A 17,954-nucleotide genomic window follows, 5' to 3' on the forward strand; every position below is an offset into this window, starting at 1 on the left:
GTGGGCGCGCTCAGGCGAGCGCGGCGGCGGCCGTGGCGCGCGTGCGGGCGGCGCGGCGCGCGCGGCACGCGTCGCCGAACGCGCGGAAGATCGCGCTCGACAGCGGGTCCTGCGCATGTCGCCATTCCGGATGCCACTGCACGGCGAGCGCGAACGCCGGTGCGTCGACGACGCTCACGGCCTCGATCAGGCCATCCGGCGCGACGGCCTCGACCGCGAGACCGGAGCCGAGTTGCGCGACGCCCTGCTTGTGCAGCGAGTTCACCTGCACTTCGTCGCGGCCGCCGGCGAGCGCATGCAGCTGGCCGCCGGGCGTCAGGCGCACGACGTGCGCGGGGCCGTATTGCGTATCCATCGGCGCGTCGTCGTCCTCGCGGTGGTCGGCGAAGCCGGGCACGTCGTGCACGCGCTGATGCAGCGTGCCGCCGCACACGACGTTCAGCTCCTGGAAGCCGCGGCACACGGCGAGCACGGGCACGCCCGCGACGATGGCCGCGCGCAGCAGCGGCAGCGTCGTCGCGTCGCGCGCCGGGTCGTGCTTCGTGCCCGGTGCGCTCGGTTCGCCGCCATACAGATGCGGCTCGACGTTCGAGTAGCTGCCGGTAAACAGCAGCCCGTCGACCGCGTCGAGCACGTCGGCGGTCGACTGGCGCTCGCCGAGGGCGGGCAGCACCATCGCGAGCGCCTGCGCGCCGTCGACGATCGCGGCGACGTATTTGTCGCCGACCGTATGCGACGCGTGGGCGCCGATCTGGGTGAGGTCGGCGGTGATGCCGACGAGAGGTTTCCTTTCCATGACGTCAATCAGTAATCCGTAGGGACGTGACGTGCATCGAGCCGGATGCGGCAAAACGCAGGCGCGACACGACCCCGCAGCCGGGCGCGAGGCGCACGGCCGCTGGTGAATGGGCGCAACGGGATGGCGTGGCGATCCGCGCTGCGCGCGACGATCAGGCCGTCGTTCGTTTCCTCGCGATACGCGACGCGACAACGTATGCGCGAACGCGTTCCGTCACCGCACGGAAGATGCGGTTGGCGAATCGGCACATGAAACGAACGACGTGAAGAAAGGAGAGGCGCTACGGCAGCAGCGACGCCACTTCGTCGGTATCGACGGCGACGAATGCGCGTGCGGAAACGGCGTTGTGACGCCGAACGGAACGACGGGACAGGATGGTGTAGATCGACAGGTGAAGCAGGCGAGGACTATGCCAGCCGCAACTGCCGTCGGAAGCGGGAACGGCGCTGCGCAAACTTCGCACATCGCCTCGATCCCACCTCACCAGAGGGCCACGGACTCTCACGATTACACTCGACTGGTTTGTTGAAAGTATTGAACACCTGATCGTTTCGACGCACGGGGCGTTTAAAATAATCGAGGCGCCGGTCCTGCGTCATTTACATTGACGGGCATCAATTGTTGCGTTGCGATAACGCTTTTCGATACCTATGAAAGCCTGATGACGCCGACCTGAGAGCCAGCATATACGAGCCAATAACGGCGTCAAATGTTTTTTAATGGTCCTGCATCAGGGCTTTCCCGAGCAGTGCGAACAAAAGATTCGCAAAAGGAATAATCGGCATGCCGTTCATTATTTCGAACGGCTTTCAGGGTTTTCCCCGCTGATGTGCGGCATAAAGTGATTAGAATATTCAACGGCTGTCCCATGCGTCGTTTCACTTTGTCATCGCACTTATCGTGTCCGAAACCGAATCGATGTCCACCGAAGTCGCCGAGCGCCTGCGTTTCGTGCGCAACAAGCATGGCCTGTCGCAGCGCGAACTCGCGAAACGCGCCGGCGTCACCAACGGCACGATCTCGCTGATCGAACAGGGCCGCGTGAGCCCGTCGGTCGGCTCGCTGAAGAAACTGCTCGAATGCATCCCGATGAGTCTCGCGGAGTTCTTCACGTTCGAGCTCGTCGAATCGCGCGCGGTCGTGTCGCGCCGCGACGAGATGCCGAACCTCGGCAACGAGTCGCTCGCGTTTCAGCTCGTCGGCGCGAACGTGAAGGATCGCAACATGTGCATCCTGCGCGAGACCTACCAGCCGCTGGCCGACACGGGGCCCGAGATGCTGGTGCACGCGGGACACGAGGGCGGCGTCGTCGTGTCGGGCCGGCTCGAGTTGACCGTCGACGGCGCGACGTGGCTGCTCGACCCCGGAGACGGCTACTACTTCGAAAGCCGTTTGCCGCATCGTTTTCGCAATCCCAGCGCGGAACTGATCTGCGAGGTCGTGTCGGCCAATTCGCCGGCGACCTTCTGACCGCGCGTCACCGCATTCGCTGCAGGCCGGCCGCATGCCTCGCGCGCGGCGCGCCGCATCGCGAATGCCACAACATTGAGGCATCCTGATGAACAAGTTGACTTTGGCTGACTGGCAACACAAGGCGGCGTCGCTCGAGATCGAAGGGCGCGCATTCATCGATGGCGCGTCGCGCGACGCACATGGCGGCAGGACGTTCGACTGCGTGAGCCCGATCGACGGCCGCGTGCTGGCGAAGGTCGCCGATTGCGGCGAAGCGGACGTGAACGCGGCCGTCGCGGCAGCCCGCCGCGCATTCGACGCAGGCGTATGGGCCGGCCTGAACCCGCGCGCGCGCAAGGCCGTGCTGCTGCGCTGGGCCGCGCTGATGCGCGAGCATCTCGACGAACTGTCGCTGCTCGAGACGCTCGACGCGGGCAAGCCGATCGGCGACACGACGACGGTCGACGTGCCGGGCGCCGCGTACTGCGTCGAATGGTTCGCCGAGGCGATCGACAAGGTCGGCGGCGAGGTCGCGCCGGCCGATCATCATCTCGTCGGTCTCGTCACGCGCGAGCCGGTCGGCGTGGTGGCCGCCGTCGTGCCGTGGAACTTCCCGATCCTGATGGCCGCATGGAAATTCGGCCCCGCGCTCGCGGCCGGCAACAGCGTCGTGCTGAAACCGTCGGAGAAGTCGCCGCTGACCGCGATCCGCGTCGCGCAGCTCGCGTTCGAAGCCGGCATCCCGGCCGGCGTATTCAACGTCGTGCCGGGCGCGGGCGAACCGGGCAAGCTGCTCGCGTTGCATCGCGACGTCGACTGCATCGCGTTCACGGGCTCGACGGCGGTCGGCAAGCTGATCATGCAGTATGCGGCGCAGTCGAACCTGAAGCGCGCGTGGCTCGAGCTCGGCGGCAAGTCACCGAACATCGTGCTGCCCGACTGTCCCGATCTCGACCGCGCGGCGCAGACGGCGGCCGGCGCGATCTTCTACAACATGGGCGAGATGTGCACGGCCGGCTCGCGGCTGCTCGTGCATCGCGACATCAAGGACGCGTTCATCGAGAAGCTCGTCGCGGCCGCCCGCGCATACGTGCCCGGCAATCCGCTCGATCCGTCGGTGTCGATGGGCGCGATCGTCGACGGCATCCAGCTCGAACGCGTGCTCGGCTATATCGAAGCGGGGCGCGGCGAGGGCAGGCTCGTCACGGGCGGTGCGCGCGTGAACGCGGAAACGGGCGGCTTCTATGTCGAGCCGACGGTGTTCGAGGTGAAGCCCGACGCGAAGATCGCGCGCGAGGAAATCTTCGGGCCCGTGCTGTCGGTGATCGTGTTCGACGACGTCGACGAGGCCGTGCGGATCGCGAACGACACCGAATACGGGCTGGCCGCGGCCGTGTGGACGTCGAACCTGACGACCGCGCACGACGTGTCGCGCCGGCTGCGGGCGGGCACCGTGTGGGTGAACTGCTATGACGAGGGCGGCGACATGAACTTCCCGTTCGGCGGCTACAAGCAGTCGGGCAACGGCCGCGACAAGTCGCTGCACGCGCTCGAGAAGTACACCGAACTGAAGTCGACGCTGATCCGGCTGCGCTGACGCGCGGCCGGGCGCGGGCGTGTCGCCGTCCGGCGACGCGCCCAGCCTTCGGTGCGCGTTACGCGGTGCGCAGCGCGGGATGGAAGCCGGCGGCTTCGATGATCGACTGCACGCGCTCGGCGCCTTGCGCCGAGTCGACCTTGACGATCTTCGCCGCGACGTCGATGTCGAGCTTCGCGGCGGGGTCGGCGGCCGTCACCGCGCGCGTGATTGCGTTGGCGCAGCCGCCGCAGGTCATGTCCTGGACTTCGAATTCCATCGTGTTCTCCCGGATGGATGGTTGACGAATACGTGCAGCATGAAGCTTGCCATGGTGGGAAGGTCAAGCGCCGCACGCAACGAGGTGTACGGCATCAGCCATTTGTAATGCTGAAGTCTGACGAATCGCGATTCGTGTGCGCGCGTCAGTCCGAATTTTTCCCGATTGACGGCCATCCATTGTCGACGAAATCTCGCGGAGCCTTGCGCGGCAACGGGCGTGTCACGTCGATCGCGTACGATCTCCATGTTCGGAGTAAGGGTACTCCGAGGTGAAAATGCGAATCGATCTTAGTATCGATTCCCTTCGATATTTCCGTTCATTACGCACATGACCCGTTTCGCTATCGGTTTCGCACTGGCCCTGCTGGGCGCCTCGGCCACGTCCGCCTTCGCGGCCGACGACGTCGTCAACCTGACGCTGAAGGACCACAAGTTTTCGCCCGATGGCGTGACGATCCCCGCCGGCAAGAAAGTGAAATTCGTCGTGAAGAACCTCGACGCGACGCCGGCGGAATTCGAGAGCGACGACTTCAAGGCGGAGAAGGTCGTGCCGGCCGGCAAGTCGGTCGAGATCCTGGTCGGGCCGCTGAAGGCCGGGACCTACGAGTTCCACGACGAGTATCACGAAGCGCAGTCGAAGACGCACCTGACCGTCAAGTAAGCCGATACCGACATGCTGTCTACTGCCCTGATCGTCTTTCGTGAAGTGCTCGAGGCCGCGCTGGTGGTCTCGATCGTGATGGCTGCCACGAAGGGCGTGCCGCGGCGCGGCTGGTGGGTGGGCGGCGGGCTGGTCGGCGGCGTGGTCGGCGCCGGCCTGATCGCGGCGTTCGCCGACGTGATCTCGCAATGGGCGTCCGGCATGGGCCAGGAAGTCTTCAACGCGGGCGTGATGTTCGTCGCGACGCTGATGCTCGCGTGGCACTGCATCTGGATGAGCCGGCACGGTCGCGAAATGGCGCTGCACATGGGCGAGGTCGGCCGCGCGGTCGCGGCCGGCAGCCGGCCGCTGACGGGGCTCGCGATCGTGGTCGGCGTCGCGGTGCTGCGCGAGGGCTCCGAGGCCGTGCTGTTCCTGTACGGGATCGCCGCGGGCGATCCGGGCCAGACGCCGCAGATGATCGCCGGCGGGCTGCTCGGCGTGCTCGGCGGTGCGGGGCTCGGCTATGCGATGTACGCGGGCCTGCTGCAGATTCCGTTGAAGCGCCTGTTCTCCGTCACCAACGGGCTGATCGTGCTGCTCGCCGCGGGCATGGCGAGCCAGTGCGTCGGCTTCCTGCTGGCGGCCGGGCTCGTGCCGTCGTGGGGCGATGCGGTCTGGGACACGTCGTGGCTGCTCAAGGAAACGAGCATCGTCGGCAAGGCGCTGCATACGCTGATCGGCTATACCGCGCGCCCGGCGGGGATCCAGATCGCCGCGTACGTCGCGACGCTGGTGGCGATCCTCGTGCTGGCACGGTTCGTCGGCCGGCCGCAGGAGACGGTGAGGCCGCCACGCGCCGCGGCGTGAGTGTTTCCGGGTTTCCCGGTTCGAATGAAACAAGGGGCGTCATGGACGCCCCTTTTTCATGTGCGGTGCGCGATGCACCTGCGCGGCCTTGCTGACGGCGGCCGCGGATGCGCGCGTTGCGTGCGTCAGCTGTGGTTGTCGATCCACGCGCGCGCCCATTCGAGCCCGGCATCGCGCGCATCGTCTTCGGTGTCGAACACGCCGAGCACGCCCGACGCCTCGACGAGCCGATTGTTCTGCGTGATCGTGCCGCTTGCCGCGAAGCGCTCGGGCTGCATGATCTCGTCCTGCTGCAGGATCGCGTGGCCCCAGATCTGGTAGCCGTGGTAGGTCTGCGCTTCCATTATCGAGTCACCTCCGCCGCGCGGCCGTGCGTGCCGACCTGCAGCACGTTGCCGTCCGGCGTGTATTGACGCGGGATGTTGGAGAAGGTGGGCGCGTGCGTCGCATCCGGTGCGGCGGGCTGCATCACCGTGAGACGCCCGGGTGCCGGCTGCGCAACCGGGCGCGGCGCGGCCGGCGTGTCGGTCGCGGCGGCGGCCGGGCGGTGCGGGCCGGCCTTCACGGCCTGCGCGACGCGGCGCTTGTGCGGTTTCGCCGCGGCTTTCGGCGTGGCGGCGCTCGCGTGCTTCTCCGCGCTCTTGCCGGTGCGTGCGTCGGCGCTTGTGTGGGCGGCCGGCATACGGGCATCCGGCGTACGGGCGTCCGGCGTACGGGCAGCAGGCTGCCGCGCCTCGGGCGGGTTCCAGACCTCGACATAGTGCTCGGCGGCCCAGCCCGTCGACGCGAACGTCAGCGCCAGCAATCCGCATCCAAACAGTCTTATCATTGTCTCTCCGTCATATTCGTTGCGGCGCGCGTCCGGCCGGGGCCGTGCCTCTGCATTCGGGGAAGCCGGCTCAGGAGAACACCTCGAGCCCGTGTTTCTCGACGATCTGGAGCATGCGCGCGGCGATGCCGCTGGGCCGCTTGTCGCCCTGTTCCCATTGGCGGATCGTCGAGGTCGTCGTGTTCAGGTAGAGCGCGAACACGCTCTGGCTGACGTTGACGGACTTGCGAATGCGGGCGATCGCTTCCGGATCGAACTGCGGGGCGGCTTCGATGCAGAGATCGTCGTATTCCCGCATCGTCTTCTTGTCGATCAGTTGCGCACGATAAAGGCCGGACGCGGCGCTGTGGATCGCCTCCGTTGCGTCGCTCTTGAATCGACTCTTAGCCATTGCACATCTCCACCCACTCTTTCAGGGTAACCAGCGTCGCGATGTCGCTGTCGGTGTGTCGGCCGACATCCGCGGTGAGCTTTCTGAAGGCGCGCAGTTCGCGTGCGTCGATGTTCTCGCGGTCGCATTTCGCGAACAGGAACACGAACACCCACGTGTGCCCGACCTTGCCCAGCACGATCCCGCGCTGCCGATTGCCGCCGAGGCGCTTCTTCCACACGTTGCCGCCGAGATCGACGCCCTGGCCGCGGGCCAGATCCCGCACCGCGCGGCAGAGCTCGTCATCGGCGATTCCCGCTTTCCCGGCTGCCGTGTGAAACCACTTCGTCTTGAAGACGCGTCGTACGGAAGCAGACATGTCGAGCCGGTCGAGTTAGCACAGGATTATATACCACTACGTGGTACAAATTTCGACCTGGCCGAATGGCCGACCTCGCATCCGCATACGGTCGGGACGGCCCGGCGAGGGGCCATCCCGACGTCCGGCCTTACTCCACCGTCACCGATTTCGCGAGGTTGCGCGGCTTGTCGACGTCGGTGCCGCGTGCACACGCGGTGTGATACGCGAGCAGCTGCAGCGGCACGACGTGCAGGATCGGCGACAGCTGACCGTAGTGCTCAGGCATCCGGATCACGTGCAGGCCGTCGTCGTTGACGATCTGCGTATCGGCATCGGCGAACACGTACAGCTCGCCGCCGCGCGCGCGCACTTCCTGCATGTTCGACTTCAGCTTCTCGAGCAGCGTGTCGTTCGGCGCGACCGTGACGACCGGCATCGCTTCCGTGACGAGCGCGAGCGGCCCATGCTTCAGTTCACCGGCCGGATAGGCCTCGGCGTGGATGTACGAGATTTCCTTCAGCTTCAGCGCGCCTTCGAGCGCGATCGGGTAGTGCAGCCCGCGGCCGAGGAACAGCGCGTTTTCCTTGCGTGCGAATTCCTCCGACCACGCGATGATCTGCGGCTCGAGCACGAGCACGCTGTTCAGCGCGGCCGGCAGGTGGCGCAGCTCCTTCAGGAATTGCGCTTCCTGCGCGGCGTCGACGTGCCCGCGCAGCTTGCCGAGCGTCGCGGCCAGCACGAACAGCGCGACGAGCTGCGTCGTGAACGCCTTCGTCGACGCGACGCCGATCTCGGTGCCCGCGTGCGTGAGGAACTGCATTTCGGTCAGGCGCACCATCGCGCTCGTCGCGACGTTGCACACCGCGAGCGTATGCGTGTGGCCGAGCGACTGCGCATGCTTGAGCGCCGCGAGCGTATCGGCCGTCTCGCCCGACTGCGAGATCACGAGCACGAGCTGGCGCGGGTTCGGCACCGACTCGCGGTAGCGGTATTCGCTGGCGATCTCGACCTGGGTCGGGATCTTCGCGATCGATTCGAGCCAGTATTTCGCGGTGAGGCCCGAGTAGTAGCTCGTGCCGCACGCGAGGATCAGCAGGCTGTCGATCTCCGCGAACGCGGCGGGGGCCGCATCGCCGAACAGCGTCGCGTCGAAGGCGTCCGTCTGCGGCACGGTGTCGCCGATCGCGCGCGGCTGCTCGAAGATTTCCTTCTGCATGAAGTGGCGATAGGGTCCAAGCTCGACCGCGCCGCCGTACGCGCTGACGACGCGGATTTCGCGCTGCACGGTGGCGCCGTGACGGTCGACGATCGTCACGCCGTCGAGCGACAGCTCGCACACGTCGCCTTCCTCGAGGAACGTGAAGCGGTCGGTACTGCCGGCGAGCGCGAGCGCATCGGATGCGAGGAAGTTCTCGCCGTCGCCGTGACCGACGACGAGCGGCGAACCCTGGCGCGCGCCGACGACGGTGTGCGGCTGGTCCTTGTGGATCACGGCGATCGCGTAGGCACCGTGCAGCTGCTGCACGGCTTCGCGCACCGCGTCGAACAGGTTGCCGCGATACAGGCTGTGCACGAGGTGCGCGATCACTTCGGTGTCGGTCTGCGACACGAATTCGTAGCCCTTCGCGCGCAGCGTTTCGCGCAGCGGCTCGAAGTTCTCGATGATGCCGTTGTGCACGAGCGCGAGCGCGTTCGACGAGAAGATCGGGTGCGCGTTGTGCGTGACGGGCGCGCCGTGCGTGGCCCAGCGCGTGTGCGCGACTCCCGTCGTGCCTTCGAGGTGCGATTCCTGCACCTGTGTATCGAGATCGGCGACGCGGGCGACGCTGCGCGCGCGCTTCGGGGCGCCCGGCTCGAGCACGGCGACGCCGCACGAGTCGTAGCCGCGGTATTCGAGGCGCCGCAGACCTTCGATCAGCACCGGAACGATATTACGTTGCGCAACTGCGCCGACAATGCCGCACATGAAATCTACCTTCTATGTGGAAGCGGATGCCGTCCGGCACCCGCATGAGGTTAACTTTTCTTCTTGACCGGCCGGACGTAGCCGCTCTTCGCGGTCTGCGTCTTCTCGTTCAACGCGAGGACGCCTTCGGCGACGTCCTTCCAGATCGTCGTGCCGGCGGCGATCGTCACGCCGCGGCCGACCCGCACGGGGGCAACCAGCTGCGTGTCGGAGCCGACGAACACGTCGTCCTCGATCACGGTGCGGAACTTGTTCGCGCCGTCGTAGTTGCAGGTGATCGTGCCAGCGCCGATGTTCACGCGCGCGCCGATGTCGGCGTCGCCGATGTACGTGAGGTGGTTCGCTTTCGAACCGTGACCGATCACCGCGTTCTTCACCTCGACGAAGTTGCCGACGTGCGCTTCGTCCGCGAGCTGCGCGCCGGGGCGCAGCCGCGCGTACGGGCCGATCACGGTGTTCGCGCCGAGCGCGGCGCCGTCGATGTGCGTGAACGCGTCGATGCGCGTGCCGGCGCCGACCGACGCATTGCGGATCACGCAGTTCGCGCCGATCGTCACGTTGTCATCGAGCGTCACGTTGCCTTCGAACACGCAGTTCACGTCGATCGACACGTCGCGCCCGCAGCGCAGCGTGCCGCGCACGTCGAGGCGCGCCGGATCGGCGAGCGTAACGCCGTCGACGAGCAGCGCGTCCGCCACGTTGCGCTGGTGAATGCGTTCGAGCTCCGCGAGTTGCGCCTTGCTGTTCACGCCGAGCGTTTCCCATTCCTCGTCGGGCTGCGACGTGACGACCTCGAAGCCGGCCTCGATCGCGAGTTCGACGACGTCGGTCAGGTAGTACTCGCCCTGCGCGTTTTCGTTCTTCAGCGCGCCGAGCCACATCGACAGCTGCGCCGTCGGCGTGACGATGATGCCGGTGTTGATCTCGGCGATCTTCAGCTCTTCCGGCGACGCATCCTTCTGCTCGACGATGCGCGTGACGAAGCCGGACGCGTCGCGCACGATGCGGCCGTAGCCGGTCGGGTCGTCGAGCGTGACGGTCAGGATCCCGTAGCGGCCCTCGCGCGCGGCATCGACGAGACGCTGCAGCGTCGACGCGCGCGTGAGCGGCACGTCGCCGTACAGCACGAGTGTCGGTTGCGCGGGATCGAGCAGCGGCAGCGCCTGGCGGACCGCATGGCCGGTGCCGAGCTGCTCGGCCTGCACCGCGAACTGGACGTCGGGCGCGGCGACCGCGGCCTGGACCTGCTCGGCGCCGTGGCCGACGACGACGACGAGCCGGGACGGCTGCAGCGTGCGCGCGGTGTCGATGACGTGGGAGAGGAGCGGCCTGCCGGCCAGGGGGTGAAGCACTTTCGGCAGCGCGGAACGCATGCGCTTGCCGGTGCCTGCCGCCAAAATCACGATATTCATGGCGCCAGCTTGTCAGAGGAGTTCGAAGCCGTCCATTTTAGCATGCGGCCCCTGCCGTTCCGGGCCTGCCGCGGCGGGCGCGCGACGCCGGAAAGGGCGGCCGGCGCCCGGTTCCGGCGGGTGTTCCGGCCCTGCTTACAGGTCGTCGAACTGGACGATCGAGATCGGTTTGGACGCGCCCGGCGTCGCGGTGTCGTCGCCCGATGCGCACGGTTCCTCGTCGAACGCGATGTCGCCCTGCGGGTCGGCTTCGCCCGTCGCGCGCAGCGACTGGAACGGGTACAGCGTCGTGTCCATCAGGTGCGACGGCACGACCTTCGCGAGCGCGTTGAACATGTTGTCGACGCGGCCCGGGAAGCGCTTGTCCCAGTCGCGGATCAGCGCCTTCATTTCCGCGCGCTTCAGGTTCGGCTGGCTGCCGCACAGGTTGCACGGGATGATCGGGAATTCGCGCAGCTCCGCGTATTTCTCGAGATCGGTTTCCTTCACGTACGCGAGCGGGCGGATCACGATGTTCTTGCCGTCGTCCGACTGCAGCTTCGGCGGCATTCCCTTCAGCTTGCCGCCGTAGAACATGTTCAGCAGCAGCGTCTGCACGATGTCGTCGCGGTGATGGCCGAGCGCGATCTTGGTCGCGCCGAGCTCGCCGGCCACGCGGTACAGGATGCCGCGGCGCAGCCGCGAGCACAGCGAGCAGGTCGTCTTGCCTTCCGGCACGAGCCGCTTGACGATGCTGTAGGTGTCCTGGTTCTCGATGTGGAACGGCACGCCGACCTGCTTCAGGTATTCGGGCAGCACGTGCTCGGGGAAGCCCGGCTGCTTCTGGTCGAGGTTCACCGCGACGATGTCGAAGTCGATCGGCGCGCGTTCGCGCAGGCGCAGCAGCACGTCGAGCATCGCGTAGCTGTCCTTGCCGCCCGACAGGCACACCATCACCTTGTCGCCCTGCTCGATCATGTTGTAGTCGCCGATCGCCTGGCCGACCTGGCGCACGATCCGCTTGAACAGCTTGTTGTTCTCGTACGCTTCCTTCTGTTCGCGGCGCGTCAGCGCGGGGCGGCCGGTTTCGGCGGTCGTGGCGTCGGCCGCCGTGTCGTTCATGTGGGGGGCGTTCATGCGCGCTCCTCGTCCTTGATGCGAAAGACTTCGACGCCGACGGCGTCGCAGTCCGGATAGGCGTCCGGTTTCTCGGTACGGACGCGTACCGCGCGCACGGCATCGTGCGCCAGCAGGTGCGCGGCGATCGAATCGCACAGCGTCTCCTGCAGGTGGATGTGGCCGCGCGCCACGCATTGCGCGACGCTCTGCTTCATCAGATCGTAGTCGACGACTTCGTGCAGCCGGTCGTCGACCGGGGTGGACAGCGCGAGCGGCACGAACAGGTCGACGTTGATGACGACGCGCTGCTCGCCGCGCTTCTCGTGTTCGAAGGCCCCGATGTTGATGTGCACCTCGTAGTCGCGCAGGTAGAGCCTGCGGCAATCCGCGAGGCGGGGGTGCAGGAGAGCGGAAAACATGGTCGTCCCAGTCAAATTGGCGTGCGCGCACGCAAAGCGGCGCGGGCGGCGGCGGTCAGGCCGCGCCCGCGCGGTTCATTCATTCGGGCCGGCGGCCGGCGGCACCAGGTGCTCGCCGCCGTCGACGGTCAGCGTCGCGCCCGTGACGCCGGGCGCGCTCGCGAGATAGCACGCGGCCGCCGCGATGTCGTCCGCGTGCGGCGCGTGGCCGCGCACGAGCGCCGCGACCCGCACCTTCGGTGCGAGCGCCAGCGCGAGCGCCGACGTCGCGCGGTTCAACGCGGCCTGCATCAGCGCGTGCGACAGCTGCGCCGGTGCGGGGTGAAACAGCGCCTGATCCAGTACGTGGATCGCGCACGCGCGCAGCGCTTCGTGCTCGCGCGCGGCGTCGGGCGTCGCATCGGCGAGTGCGCGGGCCAGCGCGAGCGGCGCGGTCACGTTGCGCGCGAGCGCGGCGGCGAGCGACGCGCCGTCCACCGTGTGCGCGTCGTCGGCGCCTGCGCTGGCGCTGACGAACACCGCGCATGCGGGCCGGCCGAGCGCTTCGCCGCACGCGGCGACGAGGGCCGCGGCATTGGCCTCCAGGGCCAGATCGGCGTCGAGCACGGCCGCGCGGCGGCCGTGCGCCGCGACTTCGGCGACGAGCGCGTCGGCGGCCGCGCGCGGCGCGCCGTGGCTGCGCTGCAGCGCGACGTCCCAGCCGCGGCGGGCGAAGCCCGTCGCGAGCGCACGGCCGATCGACGCGGCGTCGGCCGCGCTGCCCAGGGCGCCCGTGACGAGCACCACGCGTGGGGTCGACGTATCGGCTGAAACGGTCATTTACAATGCCGGGATGAACCCGAAAGCTCACGAACCCGCTAGTTTACCTGCTCCCGGCCCTGACGCGCTCGCGCAGTCCGAAACCCTTGCCGCGCAACTGCGCGACGCGATCGCGGCGGCCGGCGGCTGGCTGCCGTTCGACCGTTTCATGGAGCGCGCGCTGTATGCGCCGGGCCTCGGTTACTACAGCGGCGGCGCGCGCAAGTTCGGGCGCCGCGCCGACGACGGCAGCGACTTCGTCACCGCCCCCGAACTGTCGCCGCTGTTCGCGCAGACGCTCGCGCAACCGGTGGCCGAGGCGCTCGCGGCGAGCGGCACGCGCCGCGTGATGGAATTCGGCGCCGGCACGGGCAAGCTCGCGGCCGGGCTGCTCGCGGCGCTCGACGCGCCGGGCGTCGAGCTCGACCAATACCTGATCGTCGACCTGTCCGGCGAGCTGCGCGAACGGCAGCGCGACACGATCGAAGCCGCGGTGCCGGCGCTGGCCGCCAAGGTGCGCTGGCTCGACGCGCTGCCCGAGCGGTTCGACGGCGTCGTGGTCGGCAACGAGGTGCTCGATGCGATGCCGGTGCGGCTGTTCGCGAAGGCGGATGGCGCATGGCGCGAGCGCGGCGTCGCGCTCGACGCGCGGCACGCGTTCGTGTTCGACGACCGGCCGGTCGGCGCGGCCGGCCTGCCGGCGGTGCTCGCGGCGCTCGACGTCGGCGACGGCTACGTGACCGAAACGCACGAGGCGGCGCTCGCGTTCACGCGCACCGTCTGCACGATGCTCGGCCGCGGCGCGGTGCTGCTGGTCGACTACGGTTTCCCCGCGCACGAGTACTACCACCCGCAGCGCGACCGCGGCACGCTGATGTGCCACTACCGCCATCACGCGCACGACGACCCGTTCGTGTACCCGGGCCTGCAGGACATCACCGCGCACGTCGAATTCACCGGCATCTACGAGGCCGCGATCGCCACCGGCGCCGAGCTGCTCGGCTATACCTCGCAGGCGCGCTTCCTGTTGAACGCGGGCATCACCGATGCGCTGGCCGCGATCGATCCGTCCGACATCCACGCCTTCCTGCCGGCCGCGAACGCGGTGCAGAAGCTGATCTCGGAAGCCGAGATGGGCGAGTTGTTCAAGGTGATCGCGTTTTCGCGCGGGATCGACGGCACGCTCGGCGCGTTCGCGCGCGGCGACCGCTCGCACGCGCTCTGACGAGGCATCCCTCATGTTGCGCTGGCTGATGGCGTCGTTTGTCGCGGTGATGATCCTGACGCGCTGCTGGCCGTGGCTCGGCAAGCTCGGCATCGGCCGGATGCCGGGCGACGTCACGCTGACGCTCGGCGGGCGGCGCTACCCGTTCCCGTTCATGTCGACGCTGGTGCTGACGATGCTGGTATCGATGGTGGCGCGGCTGCTCTGAGCCGCAGGCGGCGCGTCGCGGCCGGGCCGCGGCGCGCGCATGACGGCTCGCGCCTTACAGTTCGATTTCGCCGAGAATCCGGTGCGCGAGCGCCTTCGCTTCCTCGAACGCTTCTTCCTCGCTCGAACTCGTCGTGTGAACGTCGTAGCGCATGTTCTCCGTCTCGTCGCCGTCGTCCCGCGCGAGGATCACGTAGCCCTGAAACTCGCCGTTGTCCGCGCGGTGCGTATGCGCCTTGGCCGTATAGATGCCTTTGGTGAACGTGTTCGTGTCCATCGTGCCTCTCCCGCAATAGGACGCTTCATCGTAGCACTGCGGCGCAGCATGGTGAGTGCGGTTTATCGGTGACCGATCAGCGACCGGTCACCGTTCCTTCAACGTCCCTTCAACCTTCGAGCAGCGCGACGACCTCGTCGAGCGTCGGCGCGTGCGCGCCCGTGTGCCGGCACGCGGCGGCGCCGGCCGCCAGCGCGAACGCCAGATGCTCGCGCCAGCCGCGCTGCGGCGCGGCCATCAGGCTGAACAGCAGCCCGCCGATCGACGCGTCGCCCGCGCCGACCGTGTCGGCCACCTCGACGCGCGGCGGGCTGGCTTCGTGCACGTCGCCGTCCGCGTAGAGCGTCGCCGCCTGCGCGCCGCGCGTGACCAGCACGGCCGCCCGCGGATTCAGCGCGCGCACCGCCGCGATCGCGTCGGGGCCGTCGCCGCCGAACAGGTGCCGCAGGTCCTCGTCGGACACCTTGATCAGGTCGGCGAGGGCGGCCATCTTCTCGAGCGTCGGCCGGTACGCGGCCGTCATCAGGTTCCGGCAGTTCGGATCGAAGCTGATCTTCACGCCGCGCGCGTGCAGGTCGGCCGCGAGCGCGGCCAGCGTGCCCGCGAGCGGTTCGCGCACGAGGCTGATGCAGCCGAAATGCGCCCATTTCACGTGCTCGGTCCAGCCGGCCGGCAGCCGGGCGGGATCGAATGCGAGGTCGGCGCTCGCTTCGCCGATGAAGAAGTACGCGGGCGGGCGCGTCTCGTGGACGATCGCGAGCAGCGGCGGCCGCGCGACACGCTGCAGGAAGCGCAGGTCGAGCCCGGCCGCTTCGCTCGTGTGCCACAGCACGTCGGAGAAGCAGTCTTCGCCGATCGCGCCGGCGAGCGCGCTCGGCACGCCGAGCCGCGCGACCGCGCGCGCGACGTTCCAGCCGGCGCCGCCCGGCACCGACGTCCACTGCGCATCGCCCGCGCGCACCATGTCGGTCAGGATGTCGCCCGCCGACACGAAAGCCGGAAACGTGCCGCCGCTCATTGCGTCGGCTCGCTGCGTTGCGCGCGCGCGAGGGTCGCGAGCACGTCGTAGCACGCGCCCATCGTGTGATAGTCGGTCTTGCCGGCCGGGCTTTTCTCGTCGCTGTACTTGCGGTTGTCGCAGGTGAGGATTCGATACCACGCGCCGTAGCGGTGATCGACGAAATGCGCCCAGCTGTAGCGCCAGATCTCGTCGTACCAGTCCCAGAAGCGCTCGCTGCCGGTGCGCGCGCCGAGCATCGCGGCCGCCGCGAAGGTTTCCGCCTGCACCCAGAAATACTTGTTGTGGTCGCAGATCGTGAAGTCGGGGCCGAAGCCGTAGTACAGGCCGCCGTGATCGGCGTCCCACGCGTGCGTGAGCGCCGCGTCGAACAGCTCGGCCGCGCGCGGCGCGAGCCAGTCGAGCGGGCGGTGCCGCTCGAGGATCAGCAGCAGCTTCGCCCATTCGGTCTGGTGTCCGGGCTGGAAGCCCCACGGACGGAAGATGTTCGAGCTGTCTTCCTTGTTGTAGTCCCAGTCGATCGACCAGTCCGCATGGTAGTGCTCCCACACGAGGCCGCCCGACAGCGCGGCCTGGCGCTGCGTGATGTGGGTGGCGAGCTTTTCCGCGCGATCGAGGTACGTGAGGTGGCCGGTCGCCTCGTACGCGGCGAGCAGCGCTTCCGTCATGTGCATGTTCGCGTTCTGGCCGCGATACGACGACACGTTCCAGTTCGCCGTCGCGTCGTCCGCATACAGGCCCGCGGCCGCATCCCAGAAGCGGTGCTCGGCGAGTTCGTAGGTGGCGGCGATCAGCGGGCGTGCTTCATCGATGCCGGCCATCGTCGCGTGCGCGGCCGCGAGCAGCACGAACGCGAGCCCGTAGCAGTGGCGCGTGCCGTCGAGCGTCGCGCGCTTCGCGCCGTCGCGCCAGTCGAGTTCCCAGTCGTAGCCCTGCAGCGTGTCGTCCCAGTGCGCGTCGCGCAGGAAGCGCAGCCCGTGGCGCGCGTAGTCGAGGTGACGCGGATCGCCGAAATGGCGGTACGCCATCGCGTAGTTGAAGACGAACCGGCAGCTGCTGACGAGGTGGCGCGACGTGCGGTTGTAGATGCTGCCGTCGTCGCGGAAGTAATGGTAGAAGCCGCCCGTCGGGTCGAAGGCGTGGGTCGCGTAGAAGCGCAGCGTGTCTTCGATGTGCGACAGCAGGAACGACGGATCGCGAAAGCTCGCGACGAACGGTGCGGCTTGCGTGTGGGCGGCCGGCGCGGCCGTGCAGGGTTGGACCGGAGGCATGTTCATGATTCGGTGGCCGTTACGGTATCGAGTGCCGGGGAGCCGGCGGGCTGGCTGCTGGCCCGCACGATCAGCTCGACGGGCAGGGAAATCTCGGTGCGCTCGGGCGCTTCGGCGAGCAGCAGCTCGACGCCGCGGCGGCCGAGCGCTTCCTTGTCGACCGCGAGCGTCGTGAGCGGCGGGCTCGCGTGCGCGGCGGCCGGGATGTTGTCGAAGCCGACGATCGCGATGTCGTCCGGAATCCGCAGGCCGCGCGCGGTGCACACGCGCTGCGCGGCCAGCGCGGCCGCGTCGTTGTATGCGAACACGGCTTCGGGGCGCGGGCCCGGCGCGTCGAGCAGTTGCTCCATCGCGCGCGCGGCGCCCGTGTCCGGGTCGAGCCCCGCGTCGATCGTCACTTCGTAGGCGGGATCGAACAGCCGCCCGGCTTCGAAGAACGCGCGCCGGTAGCCGATCGCGCGCTGCGCGATGCTGTAGTGCGCGGGCGAGCCGCCGATGAAGGCGATCCGCGAGCGGCCGGTGGCGAGCAGGTGGCGCATCGCGAGCGCCGCGCCTGTCGCGTTGTCGATGTTGACCGAGCGCAACCCGGGCGCCCACAGGTCGATCAGCACGAGCGGCCGGCCCGTGGCGGCGAGCGCCTCGATCGTCTCGGGCTCGATGAAGCCGGCGACCGCGATCGCGTCGGGCGCGTGCGGACGCATCTGGCGCAGCACGTCGTCGTTCGGGCCGACCGTGAGCAGCGTCGGCACGATGCCGCGCTCGCGGCAGGCGTCCTCGACGCCGTGCAGCACGTGCGAGAAGAACGGGCTGGCCGGAAAGCGGTTGTGCTGGCGGTGCAGCAGGAAGGTGAGCCGGCGGATGCGCGGCCGCAACTGCGCGGGATCGTAGCCGAGCTGCTGCGCGATCTCGACGATGCGCGCACGCGTCGCTTCGGACAGGCCCGGCTGGTTTTTCAGCGCGCGGGAGACGGTGCCGATCGAGACCTCTGCCGCCCGCGCCACATCGCGAATGGTCGTACCCATCGTTCGGGGTCCGGTTTGTTTAGGGTGAAAGCGATTGTATAGTAAAACGCATCGCCGAATTC

General features: G+C 68.3%; 22 protein-coding genes. 6 read left to right on the forward strand and 16 right to left on the reverse strand.

The window, feature by feature from the left end:
* Window positions 1-10: 10 nt before the first annotated feature.
* Entirely contained in the window at window positions 11-796 is a 786-nt protein-coding gene (locus tag DFS13_RS15875) for a gamma-glutamyl-gamma-aminobutyrate hydrolase family protein (RefSeq protein ID WP_012492361.1), read from the reverse strand.
* A gap of 283 nt (window positions 797-1,079) precedes the next feature.
* Window positions 1,080-1,262 carry a hypothetical protein gene (locus DFS13_RS40835; RefSeq protein ID WP_006488040.1) on the reverse strand — a complete coding sequence of 61 codons (183 nt, stop codon included), beginning with the start codon at window positions 1,260-1,262 and terminating at the stop codon, window positions 1,080-1,082.
* Between the two features lie 455 nt (window positions 1,263-1,717).
* Here DFS13_RS40835 and DFS13_RS15885 point away from each other — a divergent pair, with 455 nt between their 5' ends.
* Together DFS13_RS15885 and DFS13_RS15890 are read left to right on the forward strand one after the other, a co-directional pair.
* Window positions 1,718-2,269 carry a cupin domain-containing protein gene (locus DFS13_RS15885; RefSeq protein ID WP_034178391.1) on the forward strand — a complete coding sequence of 184 codons (552 nt, stop codon included), beginning with the start codon at window positions 1,718-1,720 and terminating at the stop codon, window positions 2,267-2,269.
* 88 nt (window positions 2,270-2,357) lie between these two features.
* Entirely contained in the window at window positions 2,358-3,848 is a 1,491-nt protein-coding gene (locus DFS13_RS15890; protein WP_006488053.1) for an aldehyde dehydrogenase, read from the forward strand.
* A 58-nt stretch (window positions 3,849-3,906) separates the two neighbouring features.
* Here the strand turns inward: DFS13_RS15890 and DFS13_RS15895 are convergent, their stop codons facing one another.
* Window positions 3,907-4,107, reverse strand: a complete 201-nt coding sequence (locus DFS13_RS15895) for a heavy-metal-associated domain-containing protein (RefSeq protein WP_006477591.1) — start codon at window positions 4,105-4,107, stop codon at window positions 3,907-3,909.
* Window positions 4,108-4,437: 330 nt separating this feature from the next.
* Between DFS13_RS15895 and DFS13_RS15905 the strand changes: the two genes are divergently transcribed.
* Both DFS13_RS15905 and DFS13_RS15910 read left to right on the forward strand, forming a co-directional pair.
* On the forward strand, window positions 4,438-4,770 hold the full coding sequence (locus tag DFS13_RS15905) for a cupredoxin domain-containing protein (RefSeq protein ID WP_006488047.1): 333 nt from the start codon (window positions 4,438-4,440) through the stop codon (window positions 4,768-4,770).
* Window positions 4,771-4,782: 12 nt separating this feature from the next.
* Window positions 4,783-5,619 carry an FTR1 family protein gene (locus DFS13_RS15910; protein WP_006488051.1) on the forward strand — a complete coding sequence of 279 codons (837 nt, stop codon included), beginning with the start codon at window positions 4,783-4,785 and terminating at the stop codon, window positions 5,617-5,619.
* Between the two features lie 125 nt (window positions 5,620-5,744).
* Here DFS13_RS15910 and DFS13_RS15915 read toward each other — a convergent pair whose 3' ends face one another.
* The 9 genes from DFS13_RS15915 to DFS13_RS15955 form a co-directional block, all read right to left on the reverse strand.
* The gene (locus DFS13_RS15915; protein WP_006477594.1) at window positions 5,745-5,963 is read right to left on the reverse strand and encodes a hypothetical protein; all 219 of its coding nucleotides are present in this window, start codon (window positions 5,961-5,963) and stop codon (window positions 5,745-5,747) included.
* Window positions 5,963-6,448 (reverse strand): hypothetical protein, encoded by a 486-nt coding sequence (locus DFS13_RS15920; protein ID WP_060214939.1) that lies wholly within the window; start codon window positions 6,446-6,448, stop codon window positions 5,963-5,965. Before DFS13_RS15920 ends, DFS13_RS15915 begins: the two co-directional genes overlap by 1 nt.
* 70 nt (window positions 6,449-6,518) lie before the next feature.
* Complete coding sequence (locus tag DFS13_RS15925) at window positions 6,519-6,839, reverse strand: DNA-binding transcriptional regulator (RefSeq protein ID WP_006477596.1); 321 nt, start codon at window positions 6,837-6,839, stop codon at window positions 6,519-6,521.
* The gene (locus tag DFS13_RS15930) at window positions 6,832-7,197 is read right to left on the reverse strand and encodes a type II toxin-antitoxin system RelE/ParE family toxin (RefSeq protein WP_060214937.1); all 366 of its coding nucleotides are present in this window, start codon (window positions 7,195-7,197) and stop codon (window positions 6,832-6,834) included. Before DFS13_RS15930 ends, DFS13_RS15925 begins: the two co-directional genes overlap by 8 nt.
* Window positions 7,198-7,327: 130 nt before the next feature.
* A complete protein-coding gene (gene glmS / locus DFS13_RS15935; RefSeq protein ID WP_006488693.1) occupies window positions 7,328-9,145 on the reverse strand; it encodes a glutamine--fructose-6-phosphate transaminase (isomerizing) in 1,818 nt (605 codons plus the stop codon).
* A 50-nt stretch (window positions 9,146-9,195) separates the two neighbouring features.
* The gene (glmU, locus tag DFS13_RS15940) at window positions 9,196-10,557 is read right to left on the reverse strand and encodes a bifunctional UDP-N-acetylglucosamine diphosphorylase/glucosamine-1-phosphate N-acetyltransferase GlmU (protein ID WP_060214934.1); all 1,362 of its coding nucleotides are present in this window, start codon (window positions 10,555-10,557) and stop codon (window positions 9,196-9,198) included.
* A gap of 135 nt (window positions 10,558-10,692) precedes the next feature.
* Window positions 10,693-11,673 carry a tRNA 2-thiocytidine(32) synthetase TtcA gene (gene ttcA / locus DFS13_RS15945; protein WP_034178390.1) on the reverse strand — a complete coding sequence of 327 codons (981 nt, stop codon included), beginning with the start codon at window positions 11,671-11,673 and terminating at the stop codon, window positions 10,693-10,695.
* Window positions 11,670-12,074, reverse strand: coding sequence for a dihydroneopterin aldolase (locus DFS13_RS15950; protein WP_006488695.1), 405 nt, complete (start codon window positions 12,072-12,074; stop codon window positions 11,670-11,672). Before DFS13_RS15950 ends, ttcA begins: the two co-directional genes overlap by 4 nt.
* 75 nt (window positions 12,075-12,149) lie before the next feature.
* Window positions 12,150-12,893, reverse strand: coding sequence for an SDR family oxidoreductase (locus DFS13_RS15955; RefSeq protein WP_006495477.1), 744 nt, complete (start codon window positions 12,891-12,893; stop codon window positions 12,150-12,152).
* A 13-nt stretch (window positions 12,894-12,906) separates the two neighbouring features.
* On the opposite strand from DFS13_RS15955, the gene DFS13_RS15960 reads away from it, so the two are divergent.
* Both DFS13_RS15960 and DFS13_RS15965 read left to right on the forward strand, forming a co-directional pair.
* A complete protein-coding gene (locus DFS13_RS15960; protein WP_060214931.1) occupies window positions 12,907-14,097 on the forward strand; it encodes a class I SAM-dependent methyltransferase in 1,191 nt (396 codons plus the stop codon).
* Between the two features lie 13 nt (window positions 14,098-14,110).
* Entirely contained in the window at window positions 14,111-14,305 is a 195-nt protein-coding gene (locus DFS13_RS15965; RefSeq protein ID WP_006484654.1) for a DUF2905 domain-containing protein, read from the forward strand.
* A 54-nt stretch (window positions 14,306-14,359) separates the two neighbouring features.
* On the opposite strand, the gene DFS13_RS15970 is transcribed toward DFS13_RS15965, so the two are convergent.
* The 4 genes from DFS13_RS15970 to DFS13_RS15985 form a co-directional block, all read right to left on the reverse strand.
* Window positions 14,360-14,581, reverse strand: a complete 222-nt coding sequence (locus tag DFS13_RS15970) for a hypothetical protein (protein ID WP_006484657.1) — start codon at window positions 14,579-14,581, stop codon at window positions 14,360-14,362.
* A 109-nt stretch (window positions 14,582-14,690) separates the two neighbouring features.
* Window positions 14,691-15,599 (reverse strand): carbohydrate kinase, encoded by a 909-nt coding sequence (locus DFS13_RS15975; RefSeq protein WP_006495474.1) that lies wholly within the window; start codon window positions 15,597-15,599, stop codon window positions 14,691-14,693.
* Window positions 15,596-16,876 (reverse strand): AGE family epimerase/isomerase, encoded by a 1,281-nt coding sequence (locus tag DFS13_RS15980; protein ID WP_034201266.1) that lies wholly within the window; start codon window positions 16,874-16,876, stop codon window positions 15,596-15,598. The genes DFS13_RS15975 and DFS13_RS15980 overlap by 4 nt, the downstream gene beginning before the upstream one ends.
* A complete protein-coding gene (locus DFS13_RS15985; protein ID WP_006482178.1) occupies window positions 16,873-17,892 on the reverse strand; it encodes a LacI family DNA-binding transcriptional regulator in 1,020 nt (339 codons plus the stop codon). The genes DFS13_RS15980 and DFS13_RS15985 overlap by 4 nt, the downstream gene beginning before the upstream one ends.
* Window positions 17,893-17,954 lie beyond the last annotated feature (62 nt).

The organism is Burkholderia sp. 28_3, assembly GCF_003253915.1.
Taxonomy (GTDB): Bacteria; Pseudomonadota; Gammaproteobacteria; order Burkholderiales; family Burkholderiaceae; genus Burkholderia; species Burkholderia cenocepacia.

Coding starts and splice junctions, on each gene's coding strand:
- DFS13_RS15875 (WP_012492361.1), bottom strand. CDS start 796: ATGGAAAGGAAACCTCTCGTCGGCATCACCGCCGACCTCACCCAGATC.
- DFS13_RS15885 (WP_034178391.1), top strand. CDS start 1,718: ATGTCCACCGAAGTCGCCGAGCGCCTGCGTTTCGTGCGCAACAAGCAT.
- DFS13_RS15890 (WP_006488053.1), top strand. CDS start 2,358: ATGAACAAGTTGACTTTGGCTGACTGGCAACACAAGGCGGCGTCGCTC.
- DFS13_RS15895 (WP_006477591.1), bottom strand. CDS start 4,107: ATGGAATTCGAAGTCCAGGACATGACCTGCGGCGGCTGCGCCAACGCA.
- DFS13_RS15905 (WP_006488047.1), top strand. CDS start 4,438: ATGACCCGTTTCGCTATCGGTTTCGCACTGGCCCTGCTGGGCGCCTCG.
- DFS13_RS15910 (WP_006488051.1), top strand. CDS start 4,783: ATGCTGTCTACTGCCCTGATCGTCTTTCGTGAAGTGCTCGAGGCCGCG.
- DFS13_RS15915 (WP_006477594.1), bottom strand. CDS start 5,963: ATGGAAGCGCAGACCTACCACGGCTACCAGATCTGGGGCCACGCGATC.
- DFS13_RS15920 (WP_060214939.1), bottom strand. CDS start 6,448: ATGATAAGACTGTTTGGATGCGGATTGCTGGCGCTGACGTTCGCGTCG.
- DFS13_RS15925 (WP_006477596.1), bottom strand. CDS start 6,839: ATGGCTAAGAGTCGATTCAAGAGCGACGCAACGGAGGCGATCCACAGC.
- DFS13_RS15930 (WP_060214937.1), bottom strand. CDS start 7,197: ATGTCTGCTTCCGTACGACGCGTCTTCAAGACGAAGTGGTTTCACACG.
- glmS (WP_006488693.1), bottom strand. CDS start 9,145: ATGTGCGGCATTGTCGGCGCAGTTGCGCAACGTAATATCGTTCCGGTG.
- glmU (WP_060214934.1), bottom strand. CDS start 10,557: ATGAATATCGTGATTTTGGCGGCAGGCACCGGCAAGCGCATGCGTTCC.
- ttcA (WP_034178390.1), bottom strand. CDS start 11,673: ATGAACGCCCCCCACATGAACGACACGGCGGCCGACGCCACGACCGCC.
- DFS13_RS15950 (WP_006488695.1), bottom strand. CDS start 12,074: ATGTTTTCCGCTCTCCTGCACCCCCGCCTCGCGGATTGCCGCAGGCTC.
- DFS13_RS15955 (WP_006495477.1), bottom strand. CDS start 12,893: ATGACCGTTTCAGCCGATACGTCGACCCCACGCGTGGTGCTCGTCACG.
- DFS13_RS15960 (WP_060214931.1), top strand. CDS start 12,907: ATGAACCCGAAAGCTCACGAACCCGCTAGTTTACCTGCTCCCGGCCCT.
- DFS13_RS15965 (WP_006484654.1), top strand. CDS start 14,111: ATGTTGCGCTGGCTGATGGCGTCGTTTGTCGCGGTGATGATCCTGACG.
- DFS13_RS15970 (WP_006484657.1), bottom strand. CDS start 14,581: ATGGACACGAACACGTTCACCAAAGGCATCTATACGGCCAAGGCGCAT.
- DFS13_RS15975 (WP_006495474.1), bottom strand. CDS start 15,599: ATGAGCGGCGGCACGTTTCCGGCTTTCGTGTCGGCGGGCGACATCCTG.
- DFS13_RS15980 (WP_034201266.1), bottom strand. CDS start 16,876: ATGAACATGCCTCCGGTCCAACCCTGCACGGCCGCGCCGGCCGCCCAC.
- DFS13_RS15985 (WP_006482178.1), bottom strand. CDS start 17,892: ATGGGTACGACCATTCGCGATGTGGCGCGGGCGGCAGAGGTCTCGATC.